The 23,736-nt window shown below is 61.8% G+C and carries 19 protein-coding genes and 2 tRNA genes; 8 read left to right on the plus strand and 13 right to left on the minus strand.

Annotated features, from left to right (window positions below; translation table 11 throughout):
* Positions 1-97: 97 nt before the first annotated feature.
* Positions 98-2,350 carry a DNA topoisomerase IV subunit A gene (gene parC / locus NKI39_RS30160; RefSeq protein ID WP_352836422.1) on the minus strand — a complete coding sequence of 751 codons (2,253 nt, stop codon included), beginning with the start codon at positions 2,348-2,350 and terminating at the stop codon, positions 98-100.
* A 372-nt stretch (positions 2,351-2,722) separates the two neighbouring features.
* Between parC and NKI39_RS30165 the strand changes: the two genes are divergently transcribed.
* Complete coding sequence (locus NKI39_RS30165; protein WP_352836425.1) at positions 2,723-3,937, plus strand: aq_1923 C-terminal domain; 1,215 nt, start codon at positions 2,723-2,725, stop codon at positions 3,935-3,937.
* 80 nt (positions 3,938-4,017) lie between these two features.
* Here the strand turns inward: NKI39_RS30165 and aspS are convergent, their stop codons facing one another.
* The 4 genes from aspS to NKI39_RS30185 all read right to left on the minus strand — a co-directional run bounded on the left by aspS (position 4,018) and on the right by NKI39_RS30185 (position 9,072).
* A complete protein-coding gene (gene aspS / locus NKI39_RS30170; protein WP_352820089.1) occupies positions 4,018-5,808 on the minus strand; it encodes an aspartate--tRNA ligase in 1,791 nt (596 codons plus the stop codon).
* Positions 5,809-6,001: 193 nt separating this feature from the next.
* Positions 6,002-6,826, minus strand: coding sequence for a carbohydrate ABC transporter permease (locus tag NKI39_RS30175; RefSeq protein ID WP_352472041.1), 825 nt, complete (start codon positions 6,824-6,826; stop codon positions 6,002-6,004).
* Between the two features lie 36 nt (positions 6,827-6,862).
* The gene (locus NKI39_RS30180) at positions 6,863-7,735 is read right to left on the minus strand and encodes a carbohydrate ABC transporter permease (protein ID WP_352472057.1); all 873 of its coding nucleotides are present in this window, start codon (positions 7,733-7,735) and stop codon (positions 6,863-6,865) included.
* A 68-nt stretch (positions 7,736-7,803) separates the two neighbouring features.
* Positions 7,804-9,072, minus strand: coding sequence for an ABC transporter substrate-binding protein (locus NKI39_RS30185; protein WP_352836428.1), 1,269 nt, complete (start codon positions 9,070-9,072; stop codon positions 7,804-7,806).
* A 390-nt stretch (positions 9,073-9,462) separates the two neighbouring features.
* Between NKI39_RS30185 and NKI39_RS30190 the strand changes: the two genes are divergently transcribed.
* Both NKI39_RS30190 and rnd read left to right on the plus strand, forming a co-directional pair.
* Complete coding sequence (locus NKI39_RS30190) at positions 9,463-10,710, plus strand: MFS transporter (protein WP_023674455.1); 1,248 nt, start codon at positions 9,463-9,465, stop codon at positions 10,708-10,710.
* A gap of 73 nt (positions 10,711-10,783) precedes the next feature.
* Entirely contained in the window at positions 10,784-11,941 is a 1,158-nt protein-coding gene (rnd, locus tag NKI39_RS30195; protein WP_352501493.1) for a ribonuclease D, read from the plus strand.
* Between the two features lie 5 nt (positions 11,942-11,946).
* Here rnd and NKI39_RS30200 read toward each other — a convergent pair whose 3' ends face one another.
* Genes NKI39_RS30200 through guaB form a run of 3 tightly spaced genes read right to left on the minus strand, consistent with a single transcriptional unit; the run spans position 11,947 to position 14,468 of the window.
* The gene (locus tag NKI39_RS30200) at positions 11,947-12,366 is read right to left on the minus strand and encodes an MAPEG family protein (protein ID WP_352836432.1); all 420 of its coding nucleotides are present in this window, start codon (positions 12,364-12,366) and stop codon (positions 11,947-11,949) included.
* Positions 12,367-12,394: 28 nt separating this feature from the next.
* Positions 12,395-12,934 (minus strand): hypothetical protein, encoded by a 540-nt coding sequence (locus NKI39_RS30205; RefSeq protein ID WP_352472058.1) that lies wholly within the window; start codon positions 12,932-12,934, stop codon positions 12,395-12,397.
* A 31-nt stretch (positions 12,935-12,965) separates the two neighbouring features.
* On the minus strand, positions 12,966-14,468 hold the full coding sequence (guaB, locus tag NKI39_RS30210) for an IMP dehydrogenase (protein ID WP_352458563.1): 1,503 nt from the start codon (positions 14,466-14,468) through the stop codon (positions 12,966-12,968).
* A gap of 295 nt (positions 14,469-14,763) precedes the next feature.
* On the opposite strand from guaB, the gene NKI39_RS30215 reads away from it, so the two are divergent.
* Positions 14,764-16,185 carry an MFS transporter gene (locus NKI39_RS30215; RefSeq protein WP_352836435.1) on the plus strand — a complete coding sequence of 474 codons (1,422 nt, stop codon included), beginning with the start codon at positions 14,764-14,766 and terminating at the stop codon, positions 16,183-16,185.
* 181 nt (positions 16,186-16,366) lie between these two features.
* Here NKI39_RS30215 and NKI39_RS30220 read toward each other — a convergent pair whose 3' ends face one another.
* Complete coding sequence (locus NKI39_RS30220) at positions 16,367-17,062, minus strand: RlmE family RNA methyltransferase (RefSeq protein ID WP_352501490.1); 696 nt, start codon at positions 17,060-17,062, stop codon at positions 16,367-16,369.
* Positions 17,063-17,120: 58 nt separating this feature from the next.
* Positions 17,121-18,503 carry a Ppx/GppA phosphatase family protein gene (locus tag NKI39_RS30225; RefSeq protein ID WP_352501489.1) on the minus strand — a complete coding sequence of 461 codons (1,383 nt, stop codon included), beginning with the start codon at positions 18,501-18,503 and terminating at the stop codon, positions 17,121-17,123.
* 328 nt (positions 18,504-18,831) lie between these two features.
* Here NKI39_RS30225 and NKI39_RS30230 point away from each other — a divergent pair, with 328 nt between their 5' ends.
* The 3 genes from NKI39_RS30230 (at position 18,832) to NKI39_RS30240 (ending at position 20,691) form a co-directional block, all read left to right on the plus strand.
* On the plus strand, positions 18,832-19,764 hold the full coding sequence (locus NKI39_RS30230; protein WP_352501488.1) for a lysylphosphatidylglycerol synthase domain-containing protein: 933 nt from the start codon (positions 18,832-18,834) through the stop codon (positions 19,762-19,764).
* A gap of 110 nt (positions 19,765-19,874) precedes the next feature.
* A tRNA-Gln gene (locus NKI39_RS30235) sits at positions 19,875-19,948 on the plus strand.
* 113 nt (positions 19,949-20,061) lie between these two features.
* Complete coding sequence (locus tag NKI39_RS30240) at positions 20,062-20,691, plus strand: hypothetical protein (RefSeq protein ID WP_352501487.1); 630 nt, start codon at positions 20,062-20,064, stop codon at positions 20,689-20,691.
* A gap of 333 nt (positions 20,692-21,024) precedes the next feature.
* Here the strand turns inward: NKI39_RS30240 and NKI39_RS30245 are convergent, their stop codons facing one another.
* A complete protein-coding gene (locus tag NKI39_RS30245; protein WP_352501486.1) occupies positions 21,025-21,456 on the minus strand; it encodes a YybH family protein in 432 nt (143 codons plus the stop codon).
* 462 nt (positions 21,457-21,918) lie between these two features.
* Between NKI39_RS30245 and NKI39_RS30250 the strand changes: the two genes are divergently transcribed.
* Positions 21,919-21,992, plus strand: a tRNA-Gln gene (locus NKI39_RS30250).
* Positions 21,993-22,335: 343 nt separating this feature from the next.
* On the opposite strand, the gene NKI39_RS30255 is transcribed toward NKI39_RS30250, so the two are convergent.
* The gene (locus NKI39_RS30255; RefSeq protein WP_352501485.1) at positions 22,336-22,749 is read right to left on the minus strand and encodes a recombinase family protein; all 414 of its coding nucleotides are present in this window, start codon (positions 22,747-22,749) and stop codon (positions 22,336-22,338) included.
* Positions 22,727-23,731 (minus strand): hypothetical protein, encoded by a 1,005-nt coding sequence (locus NKI39_RS30260; protein ID WP_352501484.1) that lies wholly within the window; start codon positions 23,729-23,731, stop codon positions 22,727-22,729. Before NKI39_RS30260 ends, NKI39_RS30255 begins: the two co-directional genes overlap by 23 nt.
* Positions 23,732-23,736 lie beyond the last annotated feature (5 nt).

Here is a 23,736-nt window from a genome sequence, read left to right on the forward strand (position 1 = left end):
GCTCAACTGCCTCTCCAAAGAATCCTTTCTCAGCCTAAACTCAACCCCAAAATCGCCATATGCGATTCCCCTGCCCTCGAGGGGGGAGATTACCGCTTCACCCGAACTTGCCAGTCCTCGGGAAACCCTTCGGCACCATGCGGCCGGCCGAGGCGCGGGCGCCGATCCATTCGGCAAGCTCGTCACGCGATTTGGTGAAGGTGCGGTCTGCCGAATCCTGCCAGGACAGGCCGCTTGCCAGCGTGAAGGTCTTGAGGTCGAGGACACCGCCATCCTTGTATTTCTGCAGGCGCACGCCCTTGCCGCGTCCCATCTCGGGGATCTCGGCCAGCGGGAACACCAGCATCTTGCGGTTCTCGCCGACAATGGCGAGATGGTCGCCGGCGACGCTCACACAGCGCTGGGCTTCGTCGGGCGCCTTGACGTTCATCACCTGCTTGCCCTTGCGGGTGTTGGCGACGACTTCTTCTTCCGGCACGATGAAACCGTTGCCGTCATGCGACACCAGCAGCAGCTTGCGCTTGGGATCATGGACGAAAGCGGTGACGATATCCTGGTCGTTGTCCATGTCGACGATGATGCGGATCGGCTCGCCGTGGCCACGCCCACCCGGCAGCCGGTCGGCGCCGATCGTGTAGAACTTGCCGCCGGTGGTGAAGACCAGCACCTTGTCGGTCGTCTGGGCGTGGAAGGCGAGCTTGAGGCTGTCGCCTTCCTTGAAGGTCAGGGCCGAATGGTCGGTCAGATGACCTTTCATGGCCCTCAGCCAGCCCTTTTCCGAAACCACCACGGTGACCGGCTCGCGCTCGATCATGGCGTGGGCGATATCGGTCAGGTCATGCTCGGGTGCGTCGGCGAACTCGGTGCGGCGCTTGCCGATCTCGGTGTCGGGCCCGTATTTCTGGCGAACATTGGCGACTTCCCACTTGATCGTCGCCCACTGCTTGGCGTCGGACGCAAGCAGTGCCTCGATCTGCTTCTTCTCGCCGGTCAGGCCATTGAATTCCTCGCTGATTTCGAATTCCTCGAGCTTGCGCAGCGCTCTCAGCCGCATGTTGAGGATGGCTTCAGCCTGGGTGTCGGTCAGTGACCAGCGCGCCATCATCACCTGCTTGGGCTCGTCCTCCTCGCGGATGATCCTGATCACCTCGTCGATGTTGAGGTAGGCGATCAAATAGCCGGCGAGGATCTCCAGCCGCCTTTCGATCTCGCCGAGGCGGTGCTTGGAGCGGCGGATCAGGACGTCGCGGCGGTGCTCCAGCCATTCCTTGAGCACACCTTTCAGCGACAGCACGTTCGGCACCTTGCCGCGCGACAACACGTTCATGTTGAGCGGAAAGCGGCTTTCGAGCTCGGTCAGCTTGAACAGCGATTCCATCATGATGCCGGGATCGACCGAGCGGCTCTTCGGCACCAGCACGACGCGGATGTCCTCGGCGCTCTCGTCGCGGATGTCCTCGAGCAGCGGCAGCTTACGCGCCATCAAGAGCTCGGCGATCTTTTCGATCAGCCTGGCCTTCTGGACGCCATAGGGGATTTCGGTGACGACTATGTTCCAGGTGCCCCTGCCCTGGTCCTCCTGGCTCCATTTCGCCCTGACGCGAAAGCCGCCGCGACCCGTTTCGTAGGCTTCGAGGATCGAGGCTCGGCTGTCGACGATGATGCCGCCGGTCGGGAAATCCGGACCTTGCACGAAATCCATCAGCTTGGTGACGGGCGCATCCGGATGATCGATCAGGTGAAGCGCGGCGTCGCAAAGCTCGGCCGCATTGTGCGGCGGGATCGAGGTCGCCATGCCGACGGCGATGCCGGACGAGCCGTTGGCGAGCAGGTTCGGGAAGGCGCCGGGCAGCACGGCCGGCTCCTCGTCTTCCTCGTTGTAGGTCGGGCGGAAATCGACGGCGTCCTCGGTGATGCCTTCCAGCAGCAGCGTCGACACTTCGGTCATGCGCGCTTCGGTGTAGCGCATGGCGGCGGCGTTATCGCCGTCGATATTGCCGAAATTGCCCTGCCCGTCGACCAGCGGGTAGCGCATCGAAAAATCCTGCGCCAACCGCACCAACGCGTCGTAGATCGACTGGTCGCCATGCGGATGGAATTTGCCCATCACCTCGCCGACGATGCGGGCGCATTTGGCAAAACCCTGGTCGGGGTTGAGCCGCAACAGGCGCATGGCATGCATGATGCGACGATGCACCGGCTTCAATCCGTCGCGCACGTCCGGCAGCGCCCGGTGCATGATGGTCGACAGCGCGTAGGCGAGATAGCGCTCTTCCAGCGCCTTCTTCAGATCGACCGGCTCAATATTGTCGCCGCCGCCACTCTCGGGCGGCAAAAGCCTTTTTCCCATGGGCTGGCACTAGCCGAGCGGGTGATTCGCGGCAAGAGGCACACCGGTATGCGTGCTCCTAAAGCGCATCGCGTTCGACCGGCCCCATGCGACGCTTTAGGTCCTTGTTTTGATGCATGTCGTTATCGCAAAACCGTTGCACATTTTTGCGCGACACCCATTATGCAACAGGAATTGGAAGCGTCGCGACGCCGGCCAACATCAATCCGTTACATCCTGCTTCTATCGCAAGGCTGATGGATCGGGTTTGCCTTTGGCCGCGATTTTCGACCATTGTGCCGAGGCCCGCCTTTTTCCGGTCCAGTTCGTCACCGAATGGTGACGACGCGACGATTTGAAAAGAATTTCAGGACACTCTCAGGGGAGCTCTCGATGACGATCAGACACTCGACACTTATTAAAAGACACTCGACACTTGTTAAGAGACTGGCTTTTTCGACCTTTTTGCTGACGCTGCCGCTAAATGCGGCATTCGCGCAGGATACCGCGGTCGCCGACCGGCTGAAGGCTGCCCTCGCCGCGCAGGGTGTCGACCTCTCCTGGACCGGAGTAACCGGCGACACCTCCAGCATGATTCTGCAAGGCGTAGCGGTCAAACCGGCGGCCGAAAAGGAGGCGCTCAAGATCGGCGACGTCAAGCTCGAAGGTGTGACCGAAGCCAATGGCGGCTATCAAATCGCGACCGTATCGACGTCGCCGTTCGAACACAGCGAAGATGGCGTCACGCTCAATCTCAGCCCCTTCGTCATCCACGACATGACGGTTCCGGCCGAAGGCGCAACCGGTCCGCTGGGCTCGCTGATGATGTACAAATCGGCCGAGATCGACAACATGACAGTCAAAGTGGCTGACAAAACTGCTTTCTCGATGGACGGGCTTGCCATCGCAATCACGCCGCCGGCCGACGGCAAGGCCATGGCGTTTTCCGGCACTACGGAAAAATTCGCTGCCGACCTGACCCTGGTCGAAGATCCGAAATCCAAGGAAGTCATCAACGCACTCGGCTACCAGAACATAACAGGCAATCTTGAGATGGAAGGCACCTGGCAGCCTACCGACGGCAGGATGGACTTGTCGAAATACGAAATATCGGTCGACAATGCCGGCACGCTCGGCATGACCTTCGATCTCGGCGGCTACACGCTGGACGTCATCAAATCACTGCAGGAGATGCAGAAGAAGATGGCAGCGCAGCCCGAAGGCGCCGACAATTCGGCGCAAGGCATGGCCATGCTCGGGCTGCTGCAGCAGCTTTCGTTCAACAGCGCCTCGATCCGCTTCGACGACGATTCGCTGACCAAAAAGGTGCTCGATTATGCCGGCAAGCAGCAAGGCATGTCCGGCAAGGACATCGCCAACCAGGCCAAGGCGATCGTGCCCTTCGGCATGGCGCAGCTCAACAATCCGGAACTGACCGCGCAGGTTTCGGCCGCGGTCAACAAGTTCCTCGACGATCCGCAAAGCATCGAGGTCTCGGCCGAGCCGCCGGCAGCGGTGCCGTTCGCGCTGATCATGGCGGGCGCCATGTCCAACCCGCTCGACCTGCCGAAAACGCTCGGCGTGACGGTTACGGCAAACGAAGACTGACCGAGACAGGCTTCAAGCAAAAAGCCCGGCAGCGATGCCGGGCTTTTTTATGAATCAACAGCACCGGTTCGGAGCGTTTTCTAAACCTCTTTCTTCGTCGCCACCACGCGCAGCGACAATTCGCGAAGCTGCTGCGGGCTGGCTTCCGACGGCGCGCTCATCAACAGGTCGTAGGCCTGCTGGTTCATCGGGAACATAGTCACTTCGCGCAGGTTCCTGGCGCCGACCAGAAGCATGACGACGCGGTCGATGCCGGCCGCCATGCCGCCATGCGGCGGCGCGCCATACTGGAAGGCGCGATAAAGGCCGCCGAAGCGCTCTTCGACCGTCGCGCGGTCCAGCCCGACGGTTTCGAACGCCTTGACCATGGTTTCGGGCAGATGGTTGCGGATGCCGCCGGAGGCGATCTCGAAACCGTTACAGACCATGTCGTACTGGAACGCCTTGATGCCGAGCAGATCCTCGCCGTTAAGCGCATCGATGCCGCCTTGTGGCATCGAGAAAGGATTGTGCGCGAAGTCGATCTTCTTCTCCTCCTCGTTCCATTCGAAGAACGGGAAGTCGACGATCCAGCACAATTCGAAGCGGTCGCGGTCGACAAGATTGAGCTCCTCGCCGGCGCGGGTGCGCGCCGCTCCTGCGAAGGAGACGAACTTCTTCGGATCACCGGCGACGAAGAAGGCGGCATCGCCATCGGCGAGGCCGAGTTGTTGTCGGATCGCCTCCGTGCGCTCCTCGCCGATGTTCTTGGCCAGCGGCCCGGCGCCTTCGAGCTTCTCGCCCTCCTTGCGCCAGAAGATGTAGCCGAGGCCGGGCTGACCCTCGCCTTGCGCCCATGAGTTCATGCGGTCGCAGAAGGCGCGAGACCCGCCGGTCTTGGCCGGAATGGCCCAGACCTCGGCCTTCGGATCGTTGGCAAGGATGTTGGCAAATACCTTGAAGCCAGAGTCGCGAAAATGATCCGAGACGGCCTGCATCTCGATCGGGTTGCGCAGGTCCGGCTTGTCGGTGCCGTATTTGCGCATGGCGACATCATAGGCGATGCGCGGAAACTTCTCCGTCACCGGCTTGCCGGCGGCAAAGGTCTCGAACACCCCCCGCATCACCGGCTCCATGGTGGTGAACACATCCTCCTGCTCGACGAAGCTCATCTCAACGTCGAGCTGGTAGAATTCACCCGGCAGACGGTCGGCGCGCGGGTCCTCGTCGCGGAAGCACGGCGCAATCTGGAAGTAGCGGTCGAAGCCGGACACCATGATCAGCTGCTTATATATCTGCGGTGCCTGCGGCAGCGCATAGAAAGTGCCGGGGTGGATGCGCGACGGCACCAGAAAGTCGCGCGCCCCTTCCGGCGACGAGGCGGTCAGGATCGGCGTCGAGAATTCGGTGAAGCCGACCTCGCCCATCAGCTTGCGCATCTCGGCGATGATTTTGGTGCGCGCGACGATGTTCTTGTGCAGGGTATCGCGGCGCAGGTCGAGGAAGCGGTATTTGAGGCGGATGTCCTCTGGGTAATCCGGCTCGCCGAAGACCGGCAGGGGCAATTCCCTGGCGGCCGACAGTACCTCGATCTCGCGCGCGAAGACTTCGATCTCGCCGGTTGGCAAATTAGGGTTCACGGTGTCGGCGAGGCGCGCCTTGACCTCGCCGTCGACGCGGACGACCCATTCGCCGCGCAGGGTCTCGGCGATCTTGAAGGCGGGCGAATCCGGATCGGCGACGATCTGGGTCAGGCCGTAATGGTCGCGCAAATCGATGAACAGCAGGCCGCCATGGTCGCGCACGCGATGCACCCAGCCCGACAGGCGAACGGTCGAGCCGACGTCGGCCTTCCTCAACTGGGCACAGGTATGGCTGCGGTAACGATGCATTGTCATTCTTAAAGTCCGGATGTTGGATTGCGGCCAAGGCATGATGGCCCAGCCTGAAAATTTGCGCGAAAAGCACATGAGAGGGTGCATTTGTCAAGGCAAGCTGCAGCCGGGTCGAGTCCCACCGGCATCAATTTATGCTCGAGGCGTCAATCTGAGTTCGCTGCTCTGTGCCGGCAGTTCAACTATGCACTCACCCCTTCACCCCGCCCGCCGTGAGACCGGAAATGATCTTGCGCTGGAAGATGAGAACGAGGACGACGAGCGGCACGGTGACGATCACCGATGCGGCCATGATGTTGCCCCACGGGATCTCGAACTGCGAGCTGCCGGAGAGCAGAGCGATGGCGACCGGCACGGTTCGCTGCTCGTTGCTGGAGGTAAACGTCAGGGCGAACAGGAACTCGTTCCACGCACCGATGAAGGCGAGAAGCCCGGTGGTCGCCAGCGCCGGCCACATGAGCGGCAGGAAGACGCGGCTGATGATGATCCAGGGCGTGGCGCCATCGAGGATCGCCGCTTCCTCCAGCTCGATCGGCAGGTCGCGAACGAAGGCGGTGAGCACCCAGACGGTGAACGGCAAGGTGAAGATCATGTAGGACAAGATCAGCGCGAACGGCGAATTGTAGAGGCCGAAGATGCGGATCAGCTCGAAAAGCCCGGCAAGCACCGCCAATTGCGGGAACATCGAAACGGACAGGATAGTGAGGAGCAGAGCCGAGCGGCCGCGGAAGCGGATGCGCGCCAGCGCATAGGCGGCGGTGACGCCGAGGAACAGCGAAATGACGACAACGGCGCTCGAGATGAACAGCGAGTTCACGAGGTTGCGCAGGAAGGTCCCCTCGGTGAACACGGTCCTGTAATTGCTGAAGGTAATCGTCTTCGGCCAATAGTCGATCTGGAAGAGCGCCGTCCCCGATTTCAGGCTGGTGATGATGGCGTAGTAGAACGGGAACACCGCGACGACGACGATAACGGCGACGAGGAGGTAGAAAGCCGTGCGCTTGACGATCCACATGGTCAGTTGTCCCCCATGATCAATAGTCCCCCATGATCAATAGTCCTTGTCCAGTCGTATCCGGCCGAGCCAAAGAACGAGCATGGTCAGCAGAGCGAGGATAAGGAAGAGAAGCGTCGAGGCGGCGGAACCGGAAGCGAACTTGTCGAACTCAAACAGGCTCTCGCGGGCAAACACCGACATCGACTTGGTGTGTATGTTGTTTGGCGTAAGCACGTAGATCAGATCGAAGATGCGCAGGGCATCGAGACCGCGAAAGATCATGGCCACCATCAACGCCGGTCGGATGAGCGGCAAAGTGATCTTCCAGAAAATTCTCCACGCGCCGACGCCGTCGAGCTTGGCGACCTCGTAGATTTCTTGTGGAAGCATCTGGAGGCCGGCGAGAATGAGAAGCGCCATGAAGGGGGTCGCCTTCCAGATGTCGACAACAAGGACGGCGACCATCGCCGTGTCGGCGCTGGCCGTCCAGGCGATCTTGGTGCTGATCAGGCCGAGCTTGAGCAGGACGTCGTTGATGATGCCGAACTGGTCGTTGAGCATCCACTGCCACATTTTCGCCGAGACGATCGTCGGGATCGCCCAAGGGATGAGGATCGCGGCGCGCACGATACCGCGGCCGCGAAACCTGGCGTTGAGCACCAGCGCGACGATCATGCCGAGCACCGTCTCGCAGGTCACCGAAATCACCGCGAAGCGCACCGTGTTCCAGACGGCGCGCCACCAGACCGGATCGGCGAGCAGCCCGTCATAGACGACGCGGCCGCTCGGCATTTGCACGACGGAGAAATAGTTGGCGAAGCCAACCCAGCGGCGGGCTTCGAGGTCGGCGAGCGAGGCGTCGGTGAAGCCGAAATAGATCGTGCGCATCAACGGCCAACCGGCAACGGCGGCGAGCACGATGAGCATCGGGGCAAGCAACAGCCATGCCGAGCGCGTACGTTGACGCGCCAGCAGCGAGCCTGAGCGCGGCGAGGTCACCAGGCGGTGCCCTTGAGCCTGGTCAAGGAGAACTCCAGATCGGCAAGGTTGTCGGCGGCTGTGCCCTCGCCGGAAATGGTGTTGTGGACGGCGGTCCAGAACTCGCTCGATGCCTCATTGTACCGGCTCTTGGCTTGGGCCGAGGGACGCGGCACCGCGTTGAGGACGACTTCCTTCCAGCGCGGAATCACCGGCTGGGCGCTGGCGATGTCGGCATCGTCATAGAGTGCCTGGATGGTCGGCAGATATGCCCCCTTCAAGGCGCGGTACTTCTGCATCTGAGGCGAGGCGATCCATTTGACCAGCTCGATCGCTGCATCCGGGTTCTTCGAATATTTGGAAACCGCGAGATTCCAGCCGCCAAGCGTTGCTGCCGGGTGCGCGCCCTCACCAGACCCCGGCGGCAGCGTCGTCACCTCGAACTTGCCTTTGATGGGGGAGCTTTCGCTGTTGCCAAGCGCGTAGGCGTAGGGCCAGTTGCGCATGAAGACGGCGTTGCCGGTCTGCCAGACTCCGCGCGACTCTTCTTCCTGGTAGGCCAGAACGCCGGGCGGTGAGATGGTTCCCACCCAGCTCCTCGCCATTTCCAGCGCCGCAGCTGCTTGCGGATTGTTGATGGAGATGGTGCCGTCCGGCTCGATAATCTGGCCGCCGCCGTTCGACTTCACCCATTCGAGTGCATCGCAGGTCAGCCCCTCATAGGCGTTGCCCTGGAAAACGAAACCCCACATGTCCTTGTTGCCGGCCGCGCGCTCCTTATCCATGACAAGCTTGGCGGTATCGGCAAGTTCAGCCCAGCTGGCCGGGACCCTGGCGCCGTATTTGTCGAGGAGATCCTTGCGGTAGTAGAGCGCCGGAGCGTCGGTGAATATCGGCAAGGCGACGAGCTTGCCGTCCACGGTCTGCGATTTGATGATCGATGGGAAATGGGCGCCAACGACATCCTTGGTCGCTTCGGTCAGGTCGATGAACTGCCTTGCAAGCTGGGGGGCCCAGATGATGTCCGTTTGATAGACGTCGACGTCGCTGCTTCCGGCGGCAAGCCAGAGCCGGTATTGGCCAAACTGGTCCGTCGCCGAGGGGGGCAGCGGAACGACGCTAACCTTGTTGCCGGTCGTCTTCTCGTATTGATCGAGGATCTCGCGAAGGATTCTCTGGCCGTTGCCGGTATCTCCGGACACCATGACGAGGTCGACAGCCCGCGCCGGCCCGGCCGCCAGAACTGCGGCCACGGCAAATGCCGCAAATGCGGAATGAAATTTCATGATGGCGGACCTCCCTTTGAAGCTTCAGGCCGGGCAGCAGAAACGACGTCGATGCCTGACACCATCTCCGCACACCGGCAGCTCACAAGACGCGCATTCGCCCACCAGCACTGAACTACAAAGATACGCCTTGGTTCCCAACACGGAGGGTCCGGCGCCACGCGGTAGCGCAAGTTCCCCCTCGTTAATGCACCTAAAACGTGTCGCGTTCGATCGGCCTCGGCGACGCGCTTTAGGTTCTTGTTTTTATGCATGTCGTTATCGCAAAACCGCTGCACACTTTTGCGCGACATGCGTTAAGGCCCCCGGCTGGCCCCAACGCCACCGGGAATTGCCGCTGGCATTGGCGAAGGCGATGGTTCAAGAAGGATCAACGACAGGCTTTCCTTCATGTCCTCCATCCGCCCGCTGATCCCCCTCCTGATCGCCGCCGGCATCCTGCTCGGCGGCAATGGCCTGCAGAGCACGTTGATTGCGCTGCGTGGTGCGCAGGAAGGTTTTCCCGCTTCCTCGATCGGCCTGATGGGCACGTTCTATTTCGCCGGCTTCCTGCTCGGCTGCCTTGCCGTGACCCGCATCATGAAGTCCGTCGGCCATGTGCGCGCCTTTTCGGCACTCGCGGCGATCGCCTCGGCGGGAACGCTGCTTCTGGTGCTGGTCATCGATCCGGTGATGTGGTGCGCCGTGCGCTTTGCCGGCGGGTTCTGCTTTGCCGGCCTGTTCACCATCATGGAAGCCTGGCTGAATTCCGGCGTCACGAACACCGACCGGGCGCGGGTGCTTGCCATCTACCGGATGGTCGACATCGGCTCGGTGACGGGCGCCCAGTTCCTGATCCCGATCTTCGGCGCCGGCGGCTTTGCCATCTTCGCCATCATGTCGATGATGATCACCGTTTCGCTGGTGCCGGTTTCGCTCGGCGACCGCTCCAATCCGACGCCGCCGGAAGACGTCAAGCTCGATTTGGCGCGCGTCTGGCGGATCTCGCCGCTCGGCTGCTTCGGCTGTATCGCCGTCGGCGTCACAAACAGCGCCTTTCGCACCCTGTCGCCGGTCTATGCCGAGCAGATCGGCATGTCGGTCGCCGACGTCGTCACCTTCGTCAGCGTCGGCATTTTCGGCGGCGCCATCATACAATACCCGCTTGGCTATCTCTCCGACCGCTGGGACCGGCGCTCGGTGCTGCTGATGACGACGTGCTGTGCGATGGTGGCGGCACTGGCGCTGGCATTCGTGGCAGGCGGCAGCCCGTTTCTCAACTTCCTGCTCGTCTTCATCTTCGGCTGCTTCGCCATGCCGCTCTATTCGTTGTCAGCGGCGCATTCCAACGACCGCGCCGACAAGGGCGAGTTCGTGCTGATCAACGCGGCCTTGATGCTGTTTTATTCCTTCGGCGCCATTGGCGGGCCGTTCGCAGCCTCGACGGTGATGCAATTTTTCGGGCCGAGCGCGCTGTTCGTGTTCAGCGCCACCGTCTATGCGATCTTCGTGGCCGTCATCCTTTACCGGATGCAGGCGCGCTCCGCCGTGCCGGCCACCCATCGCAGCCGTTTTACGGCGCTGTTGCGCACTTCGACGGTTTTTGCCCGGCTGGCGAAGCGGAATGCCGATCCCGATGAACCCGCAAAGCCTGGATAGAGGTGCTTGCGCTTGACGAAAGCGCGCGCGGCTGAAATTGAAAGAGACCCTATCCCTTGCCAAAAGCGATTTGATGCACGTCATCACCACCCAGAAAGAACTCGAGACCGCTATTGCCGCTTTCGAAAAGGCGGAATTCGTCACCGTCGATACCGAATTCATTCGCGAAACGACCTTCTGGCCGATCCTGTGCCTGATCCAGATGGCAGCGCCCGGGGTGACCGCGCTGATCGATCCGCTGTCGCCCGACATCGACCTGAAACCGTTCTTCAGGCTGATGTCCAACGAGGCGATCGTCAAAGTCTTCCATGCGGCGCGCCAGGACATCGAAATCATCGTGCATCTCGGCGATCTGGTGCCGCATCCGGTGTTCGACACCCAGGTCGCGGCAATGGTCTGCGGCTTCGGCGACAGCGTCTCCTACGACCAGCTGGTGCAGCGCATCACCGGAGCGCGGCTCGACAAGTCCTCGCGCTTCACCGACTGGCGCCACCGTCCGCTGTCCGAAAAGCAGCTCGACTACGCGCTCGCCGACGTCACCCACCTGATCGAGGTCTACAAGCATCTCAGCGCCGAGCTGGTGCGGGAAAACCGCGCCCACTGGCTGAACGAGGAGATGGACGTGCTGACCTCGCGCGAGACCTACGATCCGCATCCCGAGGATGCCTGGAAGAGGCTCAAGATGCGGCTGCGCAAGCCGCAGGAACTGGCGATCGTGCAGGCGGTGGCCGCCTGGCGCGAACGCGAAGCGCGCGAGCGCGACGTGCCGCGCGGCCGGGTGCTCAAGGACGATGCTATCTACGAAGTGGCGCAGCAGGCGCCGCGCGACGCTGCGGCGCTGAGCAAGCTGCGTACCACGCCGAAGGGCTGGGAGCGCTCGTCGACGGCGACGGCACTGCTTGGCGCGGTAAACGCTGCCCTTGCCCTGCCCAGGGAAGAGATGCCGAAGCTGCCGAAGAGCTTCCAGCCGCCGGAGGGGTCAAGCGCCGCGGCGGAGTTGCTGAAGGTGCTGCTGCGGATCGTTGCCGAAAAGGAGGGCGTCGCATCCAAGGTACTCGCCTCCAGTGACGACATCGACCGCATCGCTGCCGAGGGCGAGGAAGCCGACGTGCCGGCATTGCAAGGCTGGCGGCGCGCCGTCTTCGGCGAGGCCGCGCTCAAGCTTGTGCGCGGTGAACTCGCCATCAGGTTCGACAAGCGCAAGATCGCTGTGTTCGACGTGCAGCCTTGATCTGCTCAGACCAAGCCGAGCAGATGCAGCGCCACCCATATCCAGCCAAGTGCGAGAACCACCGCGCCCAGGTAGAATGCCCTGCTGCGCAGGATTAGCTGATTGCTGGTCAAGTGGACCGATGCGTGAAAATAGCGAGAGACGACAAAGATCCACATCAGTGCCAAGGTCAGGTAATTGACGCCATTGGTCACGTGCAGCGTCAAGCATAAGACGTGGAAAAGCACCGGCAGTTCGAACTGGTTGCTCAGATTGTCGGCGACGGTGACGCTGGAACCAGGCTCCGTCGAGCGCGTCTTGAACTGACCGGTCTTGGCTTCGCCCGATCTGACCGCACCATAGCGGCGCCGGCCCATTACGATATAGACGATATAGACCAGCAGCACCTGCGCCAGCATCGGCCAGAAGATCGCGGTCTGGTTCAAGATGCCCCCTGTCTCTGTCACCCAGCCTTCAAGACCGTTTCTGAGCCATCAGAGTGAAAGCCGCAGTGACGGTCACTGGTATCGCCAGTAGGGCGAATTTGGTGACGATCAGCGCCGAGGCGAAGGATAGCGAATCCGGATTGGCCGACAGAAAATCGGACAAAAGACGAGCCACGGCGATATTCTGGGCATAGTCGGTAAGCAGGTAGGGCAGCACCAGCACAACCGCGAATATCGACTGGGTTTGCGCAGGCAGTGCACGGAAATTCTTCAGCCGCCGGCCCGTGGCCAGGATCAGGCTGACCATCGTCAGCGACAGCAGCGCCGGAAACAGCAGGTCGAAGGTCAGGTAATGCCAGACGAGAATAATTTCGCTGCCGCGCCGGCCGAGGGCTGTTAGCCAGGCCATGCCCTCATCCGGGGTAAAACCGGTATAGCGCATGTCGAGCGACGGCAGACCGCCGCTCAATCGGCGAAAATAGAGGAACTCCATCGCCGTCATGATGATGAAAACCACCACGGTGGCGACACAGAGTGCGGCCGCGTGGCGCGACAGCCGCAGGATCATTGCCGTCAGATTGCGCCAAGACGCATGACGGTCAGGCTCCGCCAGGATAATTCGGGCTTTCGCGGGTAATCGTGACGTCATGGGCGTGGCTTTCACGAAGTCCGGCATTGGATATCCGCACAAAAGTGGCGCGCTCGCGGAAATCGGCAAGGTCGCGGCCACCGACATAACCCATAGCGGCTTTCAGGCCGCCTGCAAGCTGGTGCAGCACGCCAGACACAGGTCCTTTGTACGGCACCTGCCCTTCGATGCCTTCCGGGACCAGTTTCAGCGTGTCGCGTACCTCGGCCTGGAAATAACGATCGGCGGAGCCGCGCGCCATCGCGCCGACCGAGCCCATGCCGCGATAGGCTTTGAACGAGCGGCCCTGGTGCAGATAGACCTCGCCCGGGCTCTCGTCCGTGCCGGCCAGCAGCGAGCCGATCATCGCAGCACTTGCGCCGGCGGCCAGCGCCTTGGCGAGATCGCCCGAATATTTGATGCCGCCATCGGCAATGACCGAAACGCCGGATTTCTGCGCCGTCTCGACCGCCGACATGATCGCCGAGAGCTGCGGCACGCCGACGCCGGCGACGATGCGGGTGGTGCAGATGGAGCCTGGTCCGATGCCGACCTTGACCGCGTCGGCGCCGGCATCGATCAGCGCCAAGGTGCCTTCCGCGGTGGCGACGTTGCCGGCCAGGATGCGAACCGAGTTGGACAGTTTCTTGGCCCGCGTCACCGCATCCAGAACGCGCTGCGAATGACCGTGCGCGGTGTCGATCACGAGAAGGTCGACGCCGGCGTCGATGAGGCGCTCGGCGCGTTCGAAACCGTCATCGCCGACGCTGGTGGCGGCGGCTGCGCGCAAGCGCCCCTGCGCATCCTTGGTGGCGTGCGGGTTGAGCTGCGACTTCTCGATGTCCTTGACCGTGATCAGCCCGACGCAATTGCCGTCCCGATCGACCACAACAAGCTTCTCGATGCGGTGCTGGTGGAGTAGCCGCTTGGCCTCGTCCTGATCGACGTTCTCCTTGACCGTGATCAGGTTCTCGCGGGTCATCAGCTCATAGACCTTTTGCGCCGGATCGGACGCGAAGCGGACGTCGCGGTTGGTCAGGATGCCGACGAGCCGGCCGACCGTGTGGCCGCCGGTGCCGCCGTTCTCGACCACCGGAATGCCCGAAATGCTGTAGGTGCGCATCAGACCCAGCGCATCGGCAAGCGTCGCCTCGGGACCGATGGTGACCGGGTTGACCACCATGCCGGACTCGAATTTCTTCACCTGCCGCACCTGCTCGGCCTGTTCGGCCGGCGAGAAATTGCGGTGGATGACACCGATGCCGCCGGCCTGGGCCATGGCGATGGCGAGCCGCGCCTCGGTAACCGTGTCCATGGCGGCCGACAGGATCGGCACGTTGAGGTCGATGTCGCCGGCGATGCGGGTGCGGATGTCGGTCTCGCCGGGCATGACCTCGGAATGACCCGGCTGCAGCAGCACGTCGTCAAAGGTCAGCGCCAATGCGCCGGTGGACGTCTCGATGATTTTTGCCATGGCCAGCCCTCGGAATGCAGGAAAGGCGCTCGCCCTGGATGGACAGCGCCGACTCGTCTTCTTCCCTTTCAGGATTGGCGCTGGCTCGTAACACGTCCCGTGGCCGTTGAAAAGCCGATGGTTGTGTAGTGGCGAAGCTGCATTTTGCCCCAGGGGCTGCGGGACTTGCGGTCGCACAAACGTGACAGCAAATTAATACGACATCCGGGCCAAACCATGATAACCGCCCTACCTGTCGGTTTGGCCCCCAGGGCCGGCAAGCAATCGCGACGCACATTTCAAGGCCGGATCCATCGTGAACCGCACCATTCCGCTTATCCTGGCGGTCGCTCTATTCATGGAAAACATGGATTCGACCGTCATTGCGACATCGTTGCCGGCGATCGCCATCGACATCCACACCAGCCCGATCGCGCTCAAGCTGGCGCTGACCGCCTATCTGGTATCGCTGGCGATCTTCATTCCGATCAGCGGCTGGATGGCCGACCGCTTCGGCGCCAAGAATGTCTTCCGCGCCGCGATCGCCGTGTTCATCGTCGGTTCGGTCGCGTGCGCCATTTCCAATTCGCTGCCGGCTTTCGTGGTGTCACGTTTCCTGCAAGGTATTGGCGGCGCCATGATGACGCCGGTCGGACGCCTGGTGCTGGTACGCGCGACGCCGAAAAGCGAGCTCGTCGCCGCCATGTCGTGGCTGACTGTCCCGCCTCTGGTCGGCCCCCTGGTCGGCCCGCCGGTCGGCGGCTTCATCACCACCTATTTTTCCTGGCACTGGATTTTTCTGATCAATGTGCCGATCGGGCTGATCGGCATCTGGCTGGCCACGCGTTTCCTGCCGAAGACCGACGCCGCGCAGACGCCGCCGCTCGATCTCATCGGTTTCGTGCTGAGCGGGCTGGCGGCATCGGGCATCGTGTTCGGCCTGTCGGTGGTCAGCCTGCCGGCTCTGCCGCCAGTCGCCGGCTTTATCACCGTTGCCGTCGGGCTGGCATCGGCGGTGCTTTACCTGCTGCACGCGCGCCGCGCCAAGAACCCGCTGCTGGCGCTCGAGCTGTTTCGCAATCGGGTGTTCCGCTCGTCGGTGCTCGGCGGCGGACTGTTCCGCATCGGCATTGGTGCCGTACCTTTCCTGTTGCCGCTGATGTTCCAGATCGGTTTCGGGCTGACGCCGTTCCAGTCCGGCATGATCACCTTCGTCTCGGCAATCGGCGCCATAGGCATGAAATTCGTCACCGCGCTGATCTTCAGGGTCGCCGGCTTCCGCCGGGTGCTGATTTCAGGCTCGCTCATCGCTGCCGCGTCCATCGCCATCAACGGTCTGTTCACACCCGACACGCCCTACGGGCTGATCCTCGCCATGCTGCTCGCCGGGGGCTTTATCCGCTCGATGTTCTTCACCGGCATCAATGCGCTTGCCTACGCCGAGATTTCGGCCGCCGACACCAGCAAGGCGACGCCGATCACCGCGGTGTTCCAGCAGTTGGCGATCGCGCTCGGTGTGGCGCTGGCCGGCGGCATCCTGGAAGTGTCAACCAAGATCCATGGTGGCCCGCTGACGCTGAGCGACTTCCACACCGCCTTCTTCATCGTAGCGGCGGTGTCGGCGGCAGCCTCGCTGTCGTTCATGCGGCTGGCCCCGGACGCCGGCAATGCCGTGTCTGGACATGGCCGGTTGACGCCGCCGAAGACACTGGAGCCGGTGAGCCCGCCGGGGAGTTGAGGACCCCTTCCCTTCTCCCCTTGTGGGAGAAGGTGGATCGGCGCGCAGCGCCGAGACGGTTGAGGGGTGTTGGAAGAAATGAGGCGATGATAACTGCAAGCGTGTTGCCAAGCTGGAACACCCCTCATCCGACCTCGCTTCGCGAGGCCACCTTCTCCCACAAGGGGAGAAGGAAAGGGCGCTACCCCTTAAAATCCTTCGCCAGCAAATAAAGCTCCACCGACTCATCGCGTGAGGCCGGCGGCTTGACGTGATGGACCGAGCGGAAATTCCGCTTGAGTTTCGCCAGCAATTCGTTCTCGGCGCCGCCCTGAAACGTCTTGGCGAGGAAATGTCCGCCTGGCTTCAATACCGACAGCGCGAAATCGGCCGCCACCTCGCACAGATGCATGGTGCGGATGTGGTCGGTCCGTTTGTGGCCGGTGGTCGGTGCGGCCATGTCGGAGAGCACGATGTCGGGCTGGCCGCCCAGCGTCTCGGCCAGCTTTTCGGGTGCCTGCGGATCGAGGAAATCCATCAGCAGCACCGGCGCGCCCGGCACGGCGTCCATCTCGAGGTAATCGATGCCGACGACGTTCGGGTGTTCCGCGGTCGACTTGGTACGCGCGGCGGCGACCTGGCACCAGCCGCCGGGTGCCGCGCCAAGGTCTATCACCTTCATGCCTGGCTTGAGCAGATGGTGCTTGTCGTCGATCTCGATCAGCTTGTAGGCGGCGCGCGAGCGATAGCCGTCGGCCTTCGAGCGCTGGACATAGGGATCGTTGATGTGGCGCTGCAGCCAGCGGCGCGACGATTCCTTCAGGCCGCTTTTCTTCTTGATCTTCGTCTTCAGCACGCGAATGCCGGCGGAGCTCGGTCTTTCCGGTTTCTTGGTCATTGCTTGATTGCTTGTTTGAGCATGATCTTGTCCGAAAACCGGCAGCCACTTTTCGGGATCATGCTCTGCCTCGCCGCCAGACGCCGTCATCGGCCATCAATTCGCTCAATATGCCCTCGCGCAGGCCGCGGTCGGCGACACGCAGCCGCTCCGACGGCCAGACGGCGCGGATCGCCTCCAATATGGCGCAGCCGGCCAGAACCAGGTCGGCGCGGTCGGCGCCGATGCAAGGGTTGGCGACGCGTTGCTGGAAATCCCAGCCGACCAGTTTTTCGACCATGCGGTCGACGCTGTCGCGATCCATCCACAGCCCGTCGACGCGGCGGCGGTCATAGCGTTCGAGATCGAGATGGACGCCGGCCAGCGTCGTCACAGTGCCCGATGTGCCGAGCAAATGGAATTTCGGGCTGGCCAGGAGGTGGCTCAGCCGATCACGCCCGTCGAAGGCGCGCAGCCGCATTGCGACATCCTCGACCATGGCGCCAAAGATCTCGCGTGTCACCGTGCGGCCGCCAAAACGCTCGGCCAGCGAGACGACGCCGACCGGCAGCGACGTCCACGAGACGATATGGTTGGCAAGCCTTGGCGAGCGCTGACCGGTGAGGTCGATCAGCGCGATTTCGGACGAGCCGCCGCCGATGTCGAACAGCACGACGCCTTGCGTGTCGCGCTCGACCAGCGAACCGCAGCCCGACACCGCCAGCCGCGCCTCGGTCTGGCGGTCGATGATCTCGAGCTTCAGGCCGGCCTCGCGCTCGACGCGCTCGAGGAACTCGACGCCATTGGCGGCGGTTCGGCAGGCCTCGGTGGCGATCAGCCTGGCTTTCCTGACCTTGCGGTTGCGCAATTTGTCACCGCAGATCTTCAGCGCCTCGACCGCGCGGTCCATTGCGGCGTCGCCGAGCCGGCCATTGGCGGTAAGGCCCTCGCCCAGCCTGACGATGCGCGAGAAGGCATCGATGACGCGGAACTGGCCATGGCGCGTCGGCACCGCGACCAGCAGCCGGCAATTGTTGGTGCCGAGATCGAGCGCGGCAAACACCGGCAATTCCTGCAGCGGCGGCGGTGTGCGGGCACCTTGCCCCGGCCTTGGCGGAGCTGAGGGCGGAGGCGCGTAAGCCGCTGGCTGGGGCGGGCGCGCGGCCGGGGCCTCGTTGGCGGCGGGCACCGAAGCGCCGGCCGCCAGCGGACGAGTCTCGTCGCGTGCGAAAACCTTGCGCCCGCGCCGGCGCTTGCGCCGTTTCTTGGGTTTGCCGTTCTGATGCGGGCCGTTCTGACCCTTGTGATCGTGGGACGTGTCGCCAGCCTGTCCATTGCCGGACCAGGGTTGCACCTGACGGCCGTAGCGTCCGGTGGATGGGCTTGCCTGGCCGGACGGCGTCGGCGAACCCCTGGACACGCCCACTTCCGGCGCGCCAGCGCCGGCGTCGTGGTCTTCCACTGTCGTTCCTTCCGGCACCGCGCGAACCGGAGACCGGACGCAGCAGGCGCTTTTACATGTTCAAGTTGCCGCCAGACTATCAGCGCACGGCCGGATCACCAAGAGCGCTCGCGGCGAATTTTGCCGGCGGCGTGAAGGCGGCGACGTCGGTGAGCCCTTGTCCCCTTGGGAGAAGGGAAGGCGCGAGCGCCACAACGCGCCTTCCCGGTTGAATAGCCGGCTTCAATGAGGCATTTCTGAAATGGAGGGTAAATCATTCGGCAACGCGGGCGGTTTGCCTGCTGCGAACCGGAAAACGGTACGGGCTGCAACGCATGATCGTCATGCCATGAACTGGAGGCGCTATTTCTGGCCCGTCATCGGCATCGCCGCGGTGGTGTTCTCGCTGTGGCTGCTGCTGCACGAATTGCGCGGCATCTCGCTTGACGATGTCTGGGCCGGCATAATCGCCATCCCGGCGCGCGGCTGGGTACTGGCGGCGCTGAGCTCGGTCATCGCCTATGCCTCGCTCGCCGGCTACGACCACATCGCGTTGCTGCACATCGGCAAGAAAGTATCGTGGCTGTTCGTCACCTTCTGCTCGTTCACCACCTACGCGCTGTCGCACAATATCGGCGGCTCGGTGTTTTCCGGTGCGGTGATCCGCTACCGCGCCTACGGCACCAGGGGCCTGACCGGGCAGGACGTCGGCATTCTGGTGGCGATCTGCTGGATCACCTTCGTGCTGTCGACGCTGTTCGTCTCAAGCATCGTCCTGCTGCTCGAGCCCGACGTGATCGACCGGTTTTCCGGCACGCCGCATCACCGGCTGTCGCAAGCAGCAGGGCTCGCCATGCTGCTCGTGGTGGCGGCCTACATATTCGGCAGTTGGCTGCATCTGAGACCACTCAGGATCGGCAGCTTTCAGCTGCATTATCCGGCGCTGCCGATCGTGGCGCGGCAATTGCTGGTCGGCCCGATCGAACTGCTGGCGGCGGCGGCGATCATCTTCTTCGCCCTGCCCGCCACCGGCAATCCCGGCTATTTCATCGTGCTCGGCGTTTTCCTGGTGTCGTTCTCGATCGCGCAGATCTCGCATGCGCCGGGCGGGCTGGGCGTGTTCGAGGTGGTGTTTCTCGCGGGCTTGTCACATATGGACCAGGTCGGCGTGCTGGCGGCGCTGCTGGTGTTCCGGCTGTTCTACCTGATCATCCCGCTGCTGATCGCGCTCGGCGTGGTGCTATTCTTCGAGCACTCGCAATACAGCCGCAGCGAGAGTTGAAGCACCGGAAGCCGACGATTGAACCCCAACACAGGGTTGACTATTTTCCGGCGGCGGCTACAAGGGCCGCGCGGCTGCCTGGCGGCCCACCCTGCGCGACAAGCGCCTGCTGGGGAATAGGTTAACGGTAGACCCACGGACTCTGACTCCGTTAGTCCTGGTTCGAATCCAGGTTCCCCAGCCAGTTGATTCTCTTTCAATAACATAGACACGATTTTGCCCGACACTTGTGTAGGGCGATGCTTGCGTCTGCGGTGATCTTGCGCGATGCTTCCCTTTGCCTGGGGAGGGCTGGGGATGAAATATAGAAAGTTGGCCGTTTTTGCGGCCGCATTTGCGCTTGCCGGCTGTCAATATAAAGCCGAGCCAATGCCAATCGCCGCTTATAACGTTTATTCGAGCTACGGCGAAAAGCTCCCTGGAAAATATCTGCTGTTTATAGACTCCGCCGCGCTAAATAGATCGATCAAGCCTTCGGATCTAAATTGCGCCGCTCACAGTTACCCGATCGATATGCGAAGCGGTTTCTCCGGATCTGTCCGCAAGACGCTGGAATCCCTCGTCACAGAACTCGAGATCGTGGATCAGCCAGTCGATGCCGCTGGCCTCGCGGAGCGTAAGAGCCGTGGGATGATTATGGTCAAAGGCGAAGAGATGAATGCCCGACTGCGGGTTGTACCAGGTTTTTGGTCTGCCGGCATAGAAACCGATGTTGACTTGGTTGCTTCGATAACTGTTGACGGTCGAAAAGGTCGATTGCTCGGTTCAACTGTGGAAGGTCAGGGAAATGCACAAGGCGATGCAGGTGTCCTCTGCGAGGGCGGCGCTAAATCGCTAACCGATTCCGCGGAAAAGGCACTGAAACAAGCGGTGGGCCGCCTCGGCGAAGCCCTGACCAATTCGGAACGGGTTCGTAACGGCGTTTGAAGGAAAATAGATGCGCTCGCTTGCATCTGTTCCCCGGAATACCGCTGATCAACGAAGCCTTGCCCGCGTTCCCGGTCTGCCGCGTCTCCCCGGCACCGTACCGGCGAGCCAAAGTGTTTTCACGTCCGAAGACTCCGAAGACTATGTGTTCCATAAGAACTGCTGATCGAGCATTACCGCGTCGCCGATGTCGCGGTTTTTCAATGCGCCCGTGGGCCGAGAGTATCGGCGAGCAAATCGGCAAAGCCGTGAGAACCCGGAAAACGAGGCAGGCGGCGAAAAGAAAAATGGTGCACTGTCACCGTAGTTCCTAAAACCTCTCCGGCAACCCTTCTACTCCCCGACAATGGACGTCGGCGGGCGTGCCGAGGTTATCGGATCGGCATGACGAAGGACGATCCTCCACGTGCCTTCCTCGCGCCGGAATATGGTGGTGACTCGAAGCGCAATCGGCACCAGTTTGTTGCCACCGCCGACCTTGGATTGGAGCCGCTCGACCTCGATGATGTATCCCAAGTCGGCTGTCGCATACTCCGAGATGCGCTCAAAGCCGATGGCCTTGCCGTGCCGGTAATTGGTGGCGGCCCGTTCCATGGTCTCAGCGGCCTTTCTCCATCCCTTCGCCGGCGGGCCAAAGGGATTGGCAATAATGACGTCGTCCTGTCGCGAGTAGAGGTTTTTCAAGGGCTCAGGATCGCCCTTTACGAAGGCATCCAGAGCCAGATGATCCTGCTCGATAAATTTCGTCAGGTCGGAGGCTAACATCTTAACATCGCCCCATGACTACAAAGAGAACTCTATCAAGCGCTTCATCCGCCCTTCGGCTTGCCGTAGGCGTTCGGGCCGATGTCCGGAGTATAGATCAGAATTACGGTGAGTGCACTGTTTACCATGTGGCTCCCGCCGCATGGTGCACCTTGCCCGCGTTCCCGGTCTGCCGCATCGCCGGCACCGTACGGGTGAGCCAAAGCGTTTTCACGTCCGAAAGACTATGGTTTCACAAGAACTGCTCATCGAGTATTGCCGCGTCGCCGATGGCGCGGTTTTCAATGCGCCCCTGGGGCCGAGAGCATCGCCAGGCAAATCGGCAAAGCCGTGAAAACCCGGAAAACGAGGCACGCGGCGAAAGGAAAATGATGCACCGTCACCGTAATCCCGGCGGCGGCTACAAGGCACGCGCGGCGACATCGTCGCCCTGCCCGCGCGGTTTTCAACAACCGCGCCTGCTGGGGAATAGGTCAACGGTAGACCCACGGACTCTGACCCCGTTAGTCCTGGTTCGAATCCAAGTTCCCCAGCCAAACCTCATTTTTCGCCAATTTGGCTCTCTCGTCCGGCCCAAAGTTTGCAGCGGCAGTTAAGGTTTTCGCAAGCATGTCAAAGGGTTGGCGGAACGTAGCGACCACTTCGCCATCCTCCCAGGTGCAGTTCGATAGCACGAAGTTGAGCAACCGGCGTTTTTCGCGCGGTTCCTGCGCCGAGAACAGGCTTTGCGCGTTCCGGGCGAGGTCAAGAAGCCGTTCGATCTCGCGGTGGCAGCGGCTCTGCTCCTCGCGCCACCTTTGCGCCGCTCTTGGGATAGACCAGACCCGCCGCGTGCGCCTTGCGCGCCGCTTCCTTCAACGAAACGTCGCCGCGCGCATACTAGTCAAACAGCCGCGCCACGACCGGCGAGAGCGCTGGATCGACGGCGATGATTCTTCTTGCCGTCCGGGCCGGTGATGTTGCGATAGCCCAGCGGCGTTTCGGTCGGCCAGATGCCACGTCCAGTTCGTCGACCGTCACCCGATCCTTGAGGTTGCGATAAGGCCGGTCGGTCTTCTCGACCAGCACCACGCGAACGGATGGATGCGCCTTGAGATACGCTACCATCTCGCCGAAGGCGGTGCGGCCTGTCTGCTTGGCAGTTTCAACGTCGATGTATTCCTCGGCCACCGCGAAGCCGTTCGCCGCCGCTAGACGAGTGTCATTAATAATAGCCGCTGCATTTTGTATCCCCCTGAATGGTTCGGCGGACCGACCGCACCGCCCGCTTTCATTGACGGAGTAAATCGCCAAGAAAAATGCACTCCCAATACATGCTTTCTGCCCACGAGTTAGCCTTTGTCTCACGCTCCCAAGTCCATTGAAATCGATTGATGGACAGGCGGTCGGGAGCTGGACATGTCGTGAGAGCGTCTGCTTTGACTTCTTGGGTCGCGCCTTCATAAAGATAGCGAAAGAACGCGTTGTCGGACGTGCGCCCAAAAAGAATAGCTGCGGCTTGATCGACTTTGCTAAGATCCACGTCGAGTCGTCTGGCGAGCATTATGTCGACACCCACCAGATGTTGAGGATAGCCTGGATCATCGACAGTTGCGGCGCCAATTAGAAATTCGCCAAGGGGCAGGAGTACATCTTCTGGCATATGAAGTTCGCGCATGATGCGCCTGCACAGCGTGCCATCGACGCTGAGTTTCCGCGCTACTTCCTCGATGCGAACACAATCGGCTGGGCGAAGTGTGCAGCGCTTATCTGGATCGTCTGTACAGAAGCGCAGCCAACCTAATTGGACACACGTGCCGCCGACCTTAGCGAGACATGGACGATTCGCCTCTAACCAGGATAACCAACGTGAGAATCTTACAGCATCACCGGTTTGAACAGAATATAGCAATACCCCCAACGACTGGTCAGGAGAGAACGATACGTCATAAGCAGGCGCCTCCCAACCAATCCGCCGCGGAGACCGCCACCATCGACCATTGGTCCCCTGGGAACGCGCGACTGCATCACATCCCTCTGATTCTCCAGCGGCGCAAAGCAGGCCATTGAAAAGAGTCATGTCACCATCGTCGCAGTCCAGGGGCTGACCCACGATTTCCTTGGACGGGAACGTCGGAGAGGCTATAGCGCAGAGGAAGGCATTTTGTCGCCAAAGTACATCGCGGTCGGTCAGATCGTCTGCGCGGGCGGATGACAATAAGCAGGCAACGGTGCAGCCAATGAACCACCCCACCTTGGCCAGTTTGTACCAATTCATCAGCAGACCTTTTCGCATGTCTA

Source organism: Mesorhizobium sp. M0664 (assembly GCF_040320565.1).
Lineage (GTDB): Bacteria > Pseudomonadota > Alphaproteobacteria > Rhizobiales > Rhizobiaceae > Mesorhizobium.

Coding starts and splice junctions, on each gene's coding strand:
- rnd (WP_352501493.1), top strand. CDS start 10,784: ATGCACGTCATCACCACCCAGAAAGAACTCGAGACCGCTATTGCCGCT.
- NKI39_RS30220 (WP_352501490.1), bottom strand. CDS start 17,062: ATGACCAAGAAACCGGAAAGACCGAGCTCCGCCGGCATTCGCGTGCTG.
- guaB (WP_352458563.1), bottom strand. CDS start 14,468: ATGGCAAAAATCATCGAGACGTCCACCGGCGCATTGGCGCTGACCTTT.
- NKI39_RS30185 (WP_352836428.1), bottom strand. CDS start 9,072: ATGAAATTTCATTCCGCATTTGCGGCATTTGCCGTGGCCGCAGTTCTG.
- NKI39_RS30245 (WP_352501486.1), bottom strand. CDS start 21,456: ATGTTAGCCTCCGACCTGACGAAATTTATCGAGCAGGATCATCTGGCT.
- NKI39_RS30205 (WP_352472058.1), bottom strand. CDS start 12,934: ATGATCCTGCGGCTGTCGCGCCACGCGGCCGCACTCTGTGTCGCCACC.
- aspS (WP_352820089.1), bottom strand. CDS start 5,808: ATGCATCGTTACCGCAGCCATACCTGTGCCCAGTTGAGGAAGGCCGAC.
- NKI39_RS30190 (WP_023674455.1), top strand. CDS start 9,463: ATGTCCTCCATCCGCCCGCTGATCCCCCTCCTGATCGCCGCCGGCATC.
- NKI39_RS30180 (WP_352472057.1), bottom strand. CDS start 7,735: ATGCTCATCGTGCTCGCCGCCGTTGCCGGTTGGCCGTTGATGCGCACG.
- NKI39_RS30240 (WP_352501487.1), top strand. CDS start 20,062: ATGAAATATAGAAAGTTGGCCGTTTTTGCGGCCGCATTTGCGCTTGCC.
- NKI39_RS30165 (WP_352836425.1), top strand. CDS start 2,723: ATGACGATCAGACACTCGACACTTATTAAAAGACACTCGACACTTGTT.
- NKI39_RS30230 (WP_352501488.1), top strand. CDS start 18,832: ATGAACTGGAGGCGCTATTTCTGGCCCGTCATCGGCATCGCCGCGGTG.
- NKI39_RS30175 (WP_352472041.1), bottom strand. CDS start 6,826: ATGTGGATCGTCAAGCGCACGGCTTTCTACCTCCTCGTCGCCGTTATC.
- parC (WP_352836422.1), bottom strand. CDS start 2,350: ATGGGAAAAAGGCTTTTGCCGCCCGAGAGTGGCGGCGGCGACAATATT.
- NKI39_RS30260 (WP_352501484.1), bottom strand. CDS start 23,731: ATGCGAAAAGGTCTGCTGATGAATTGGTACAAACTGGCCAAGGTGGGG.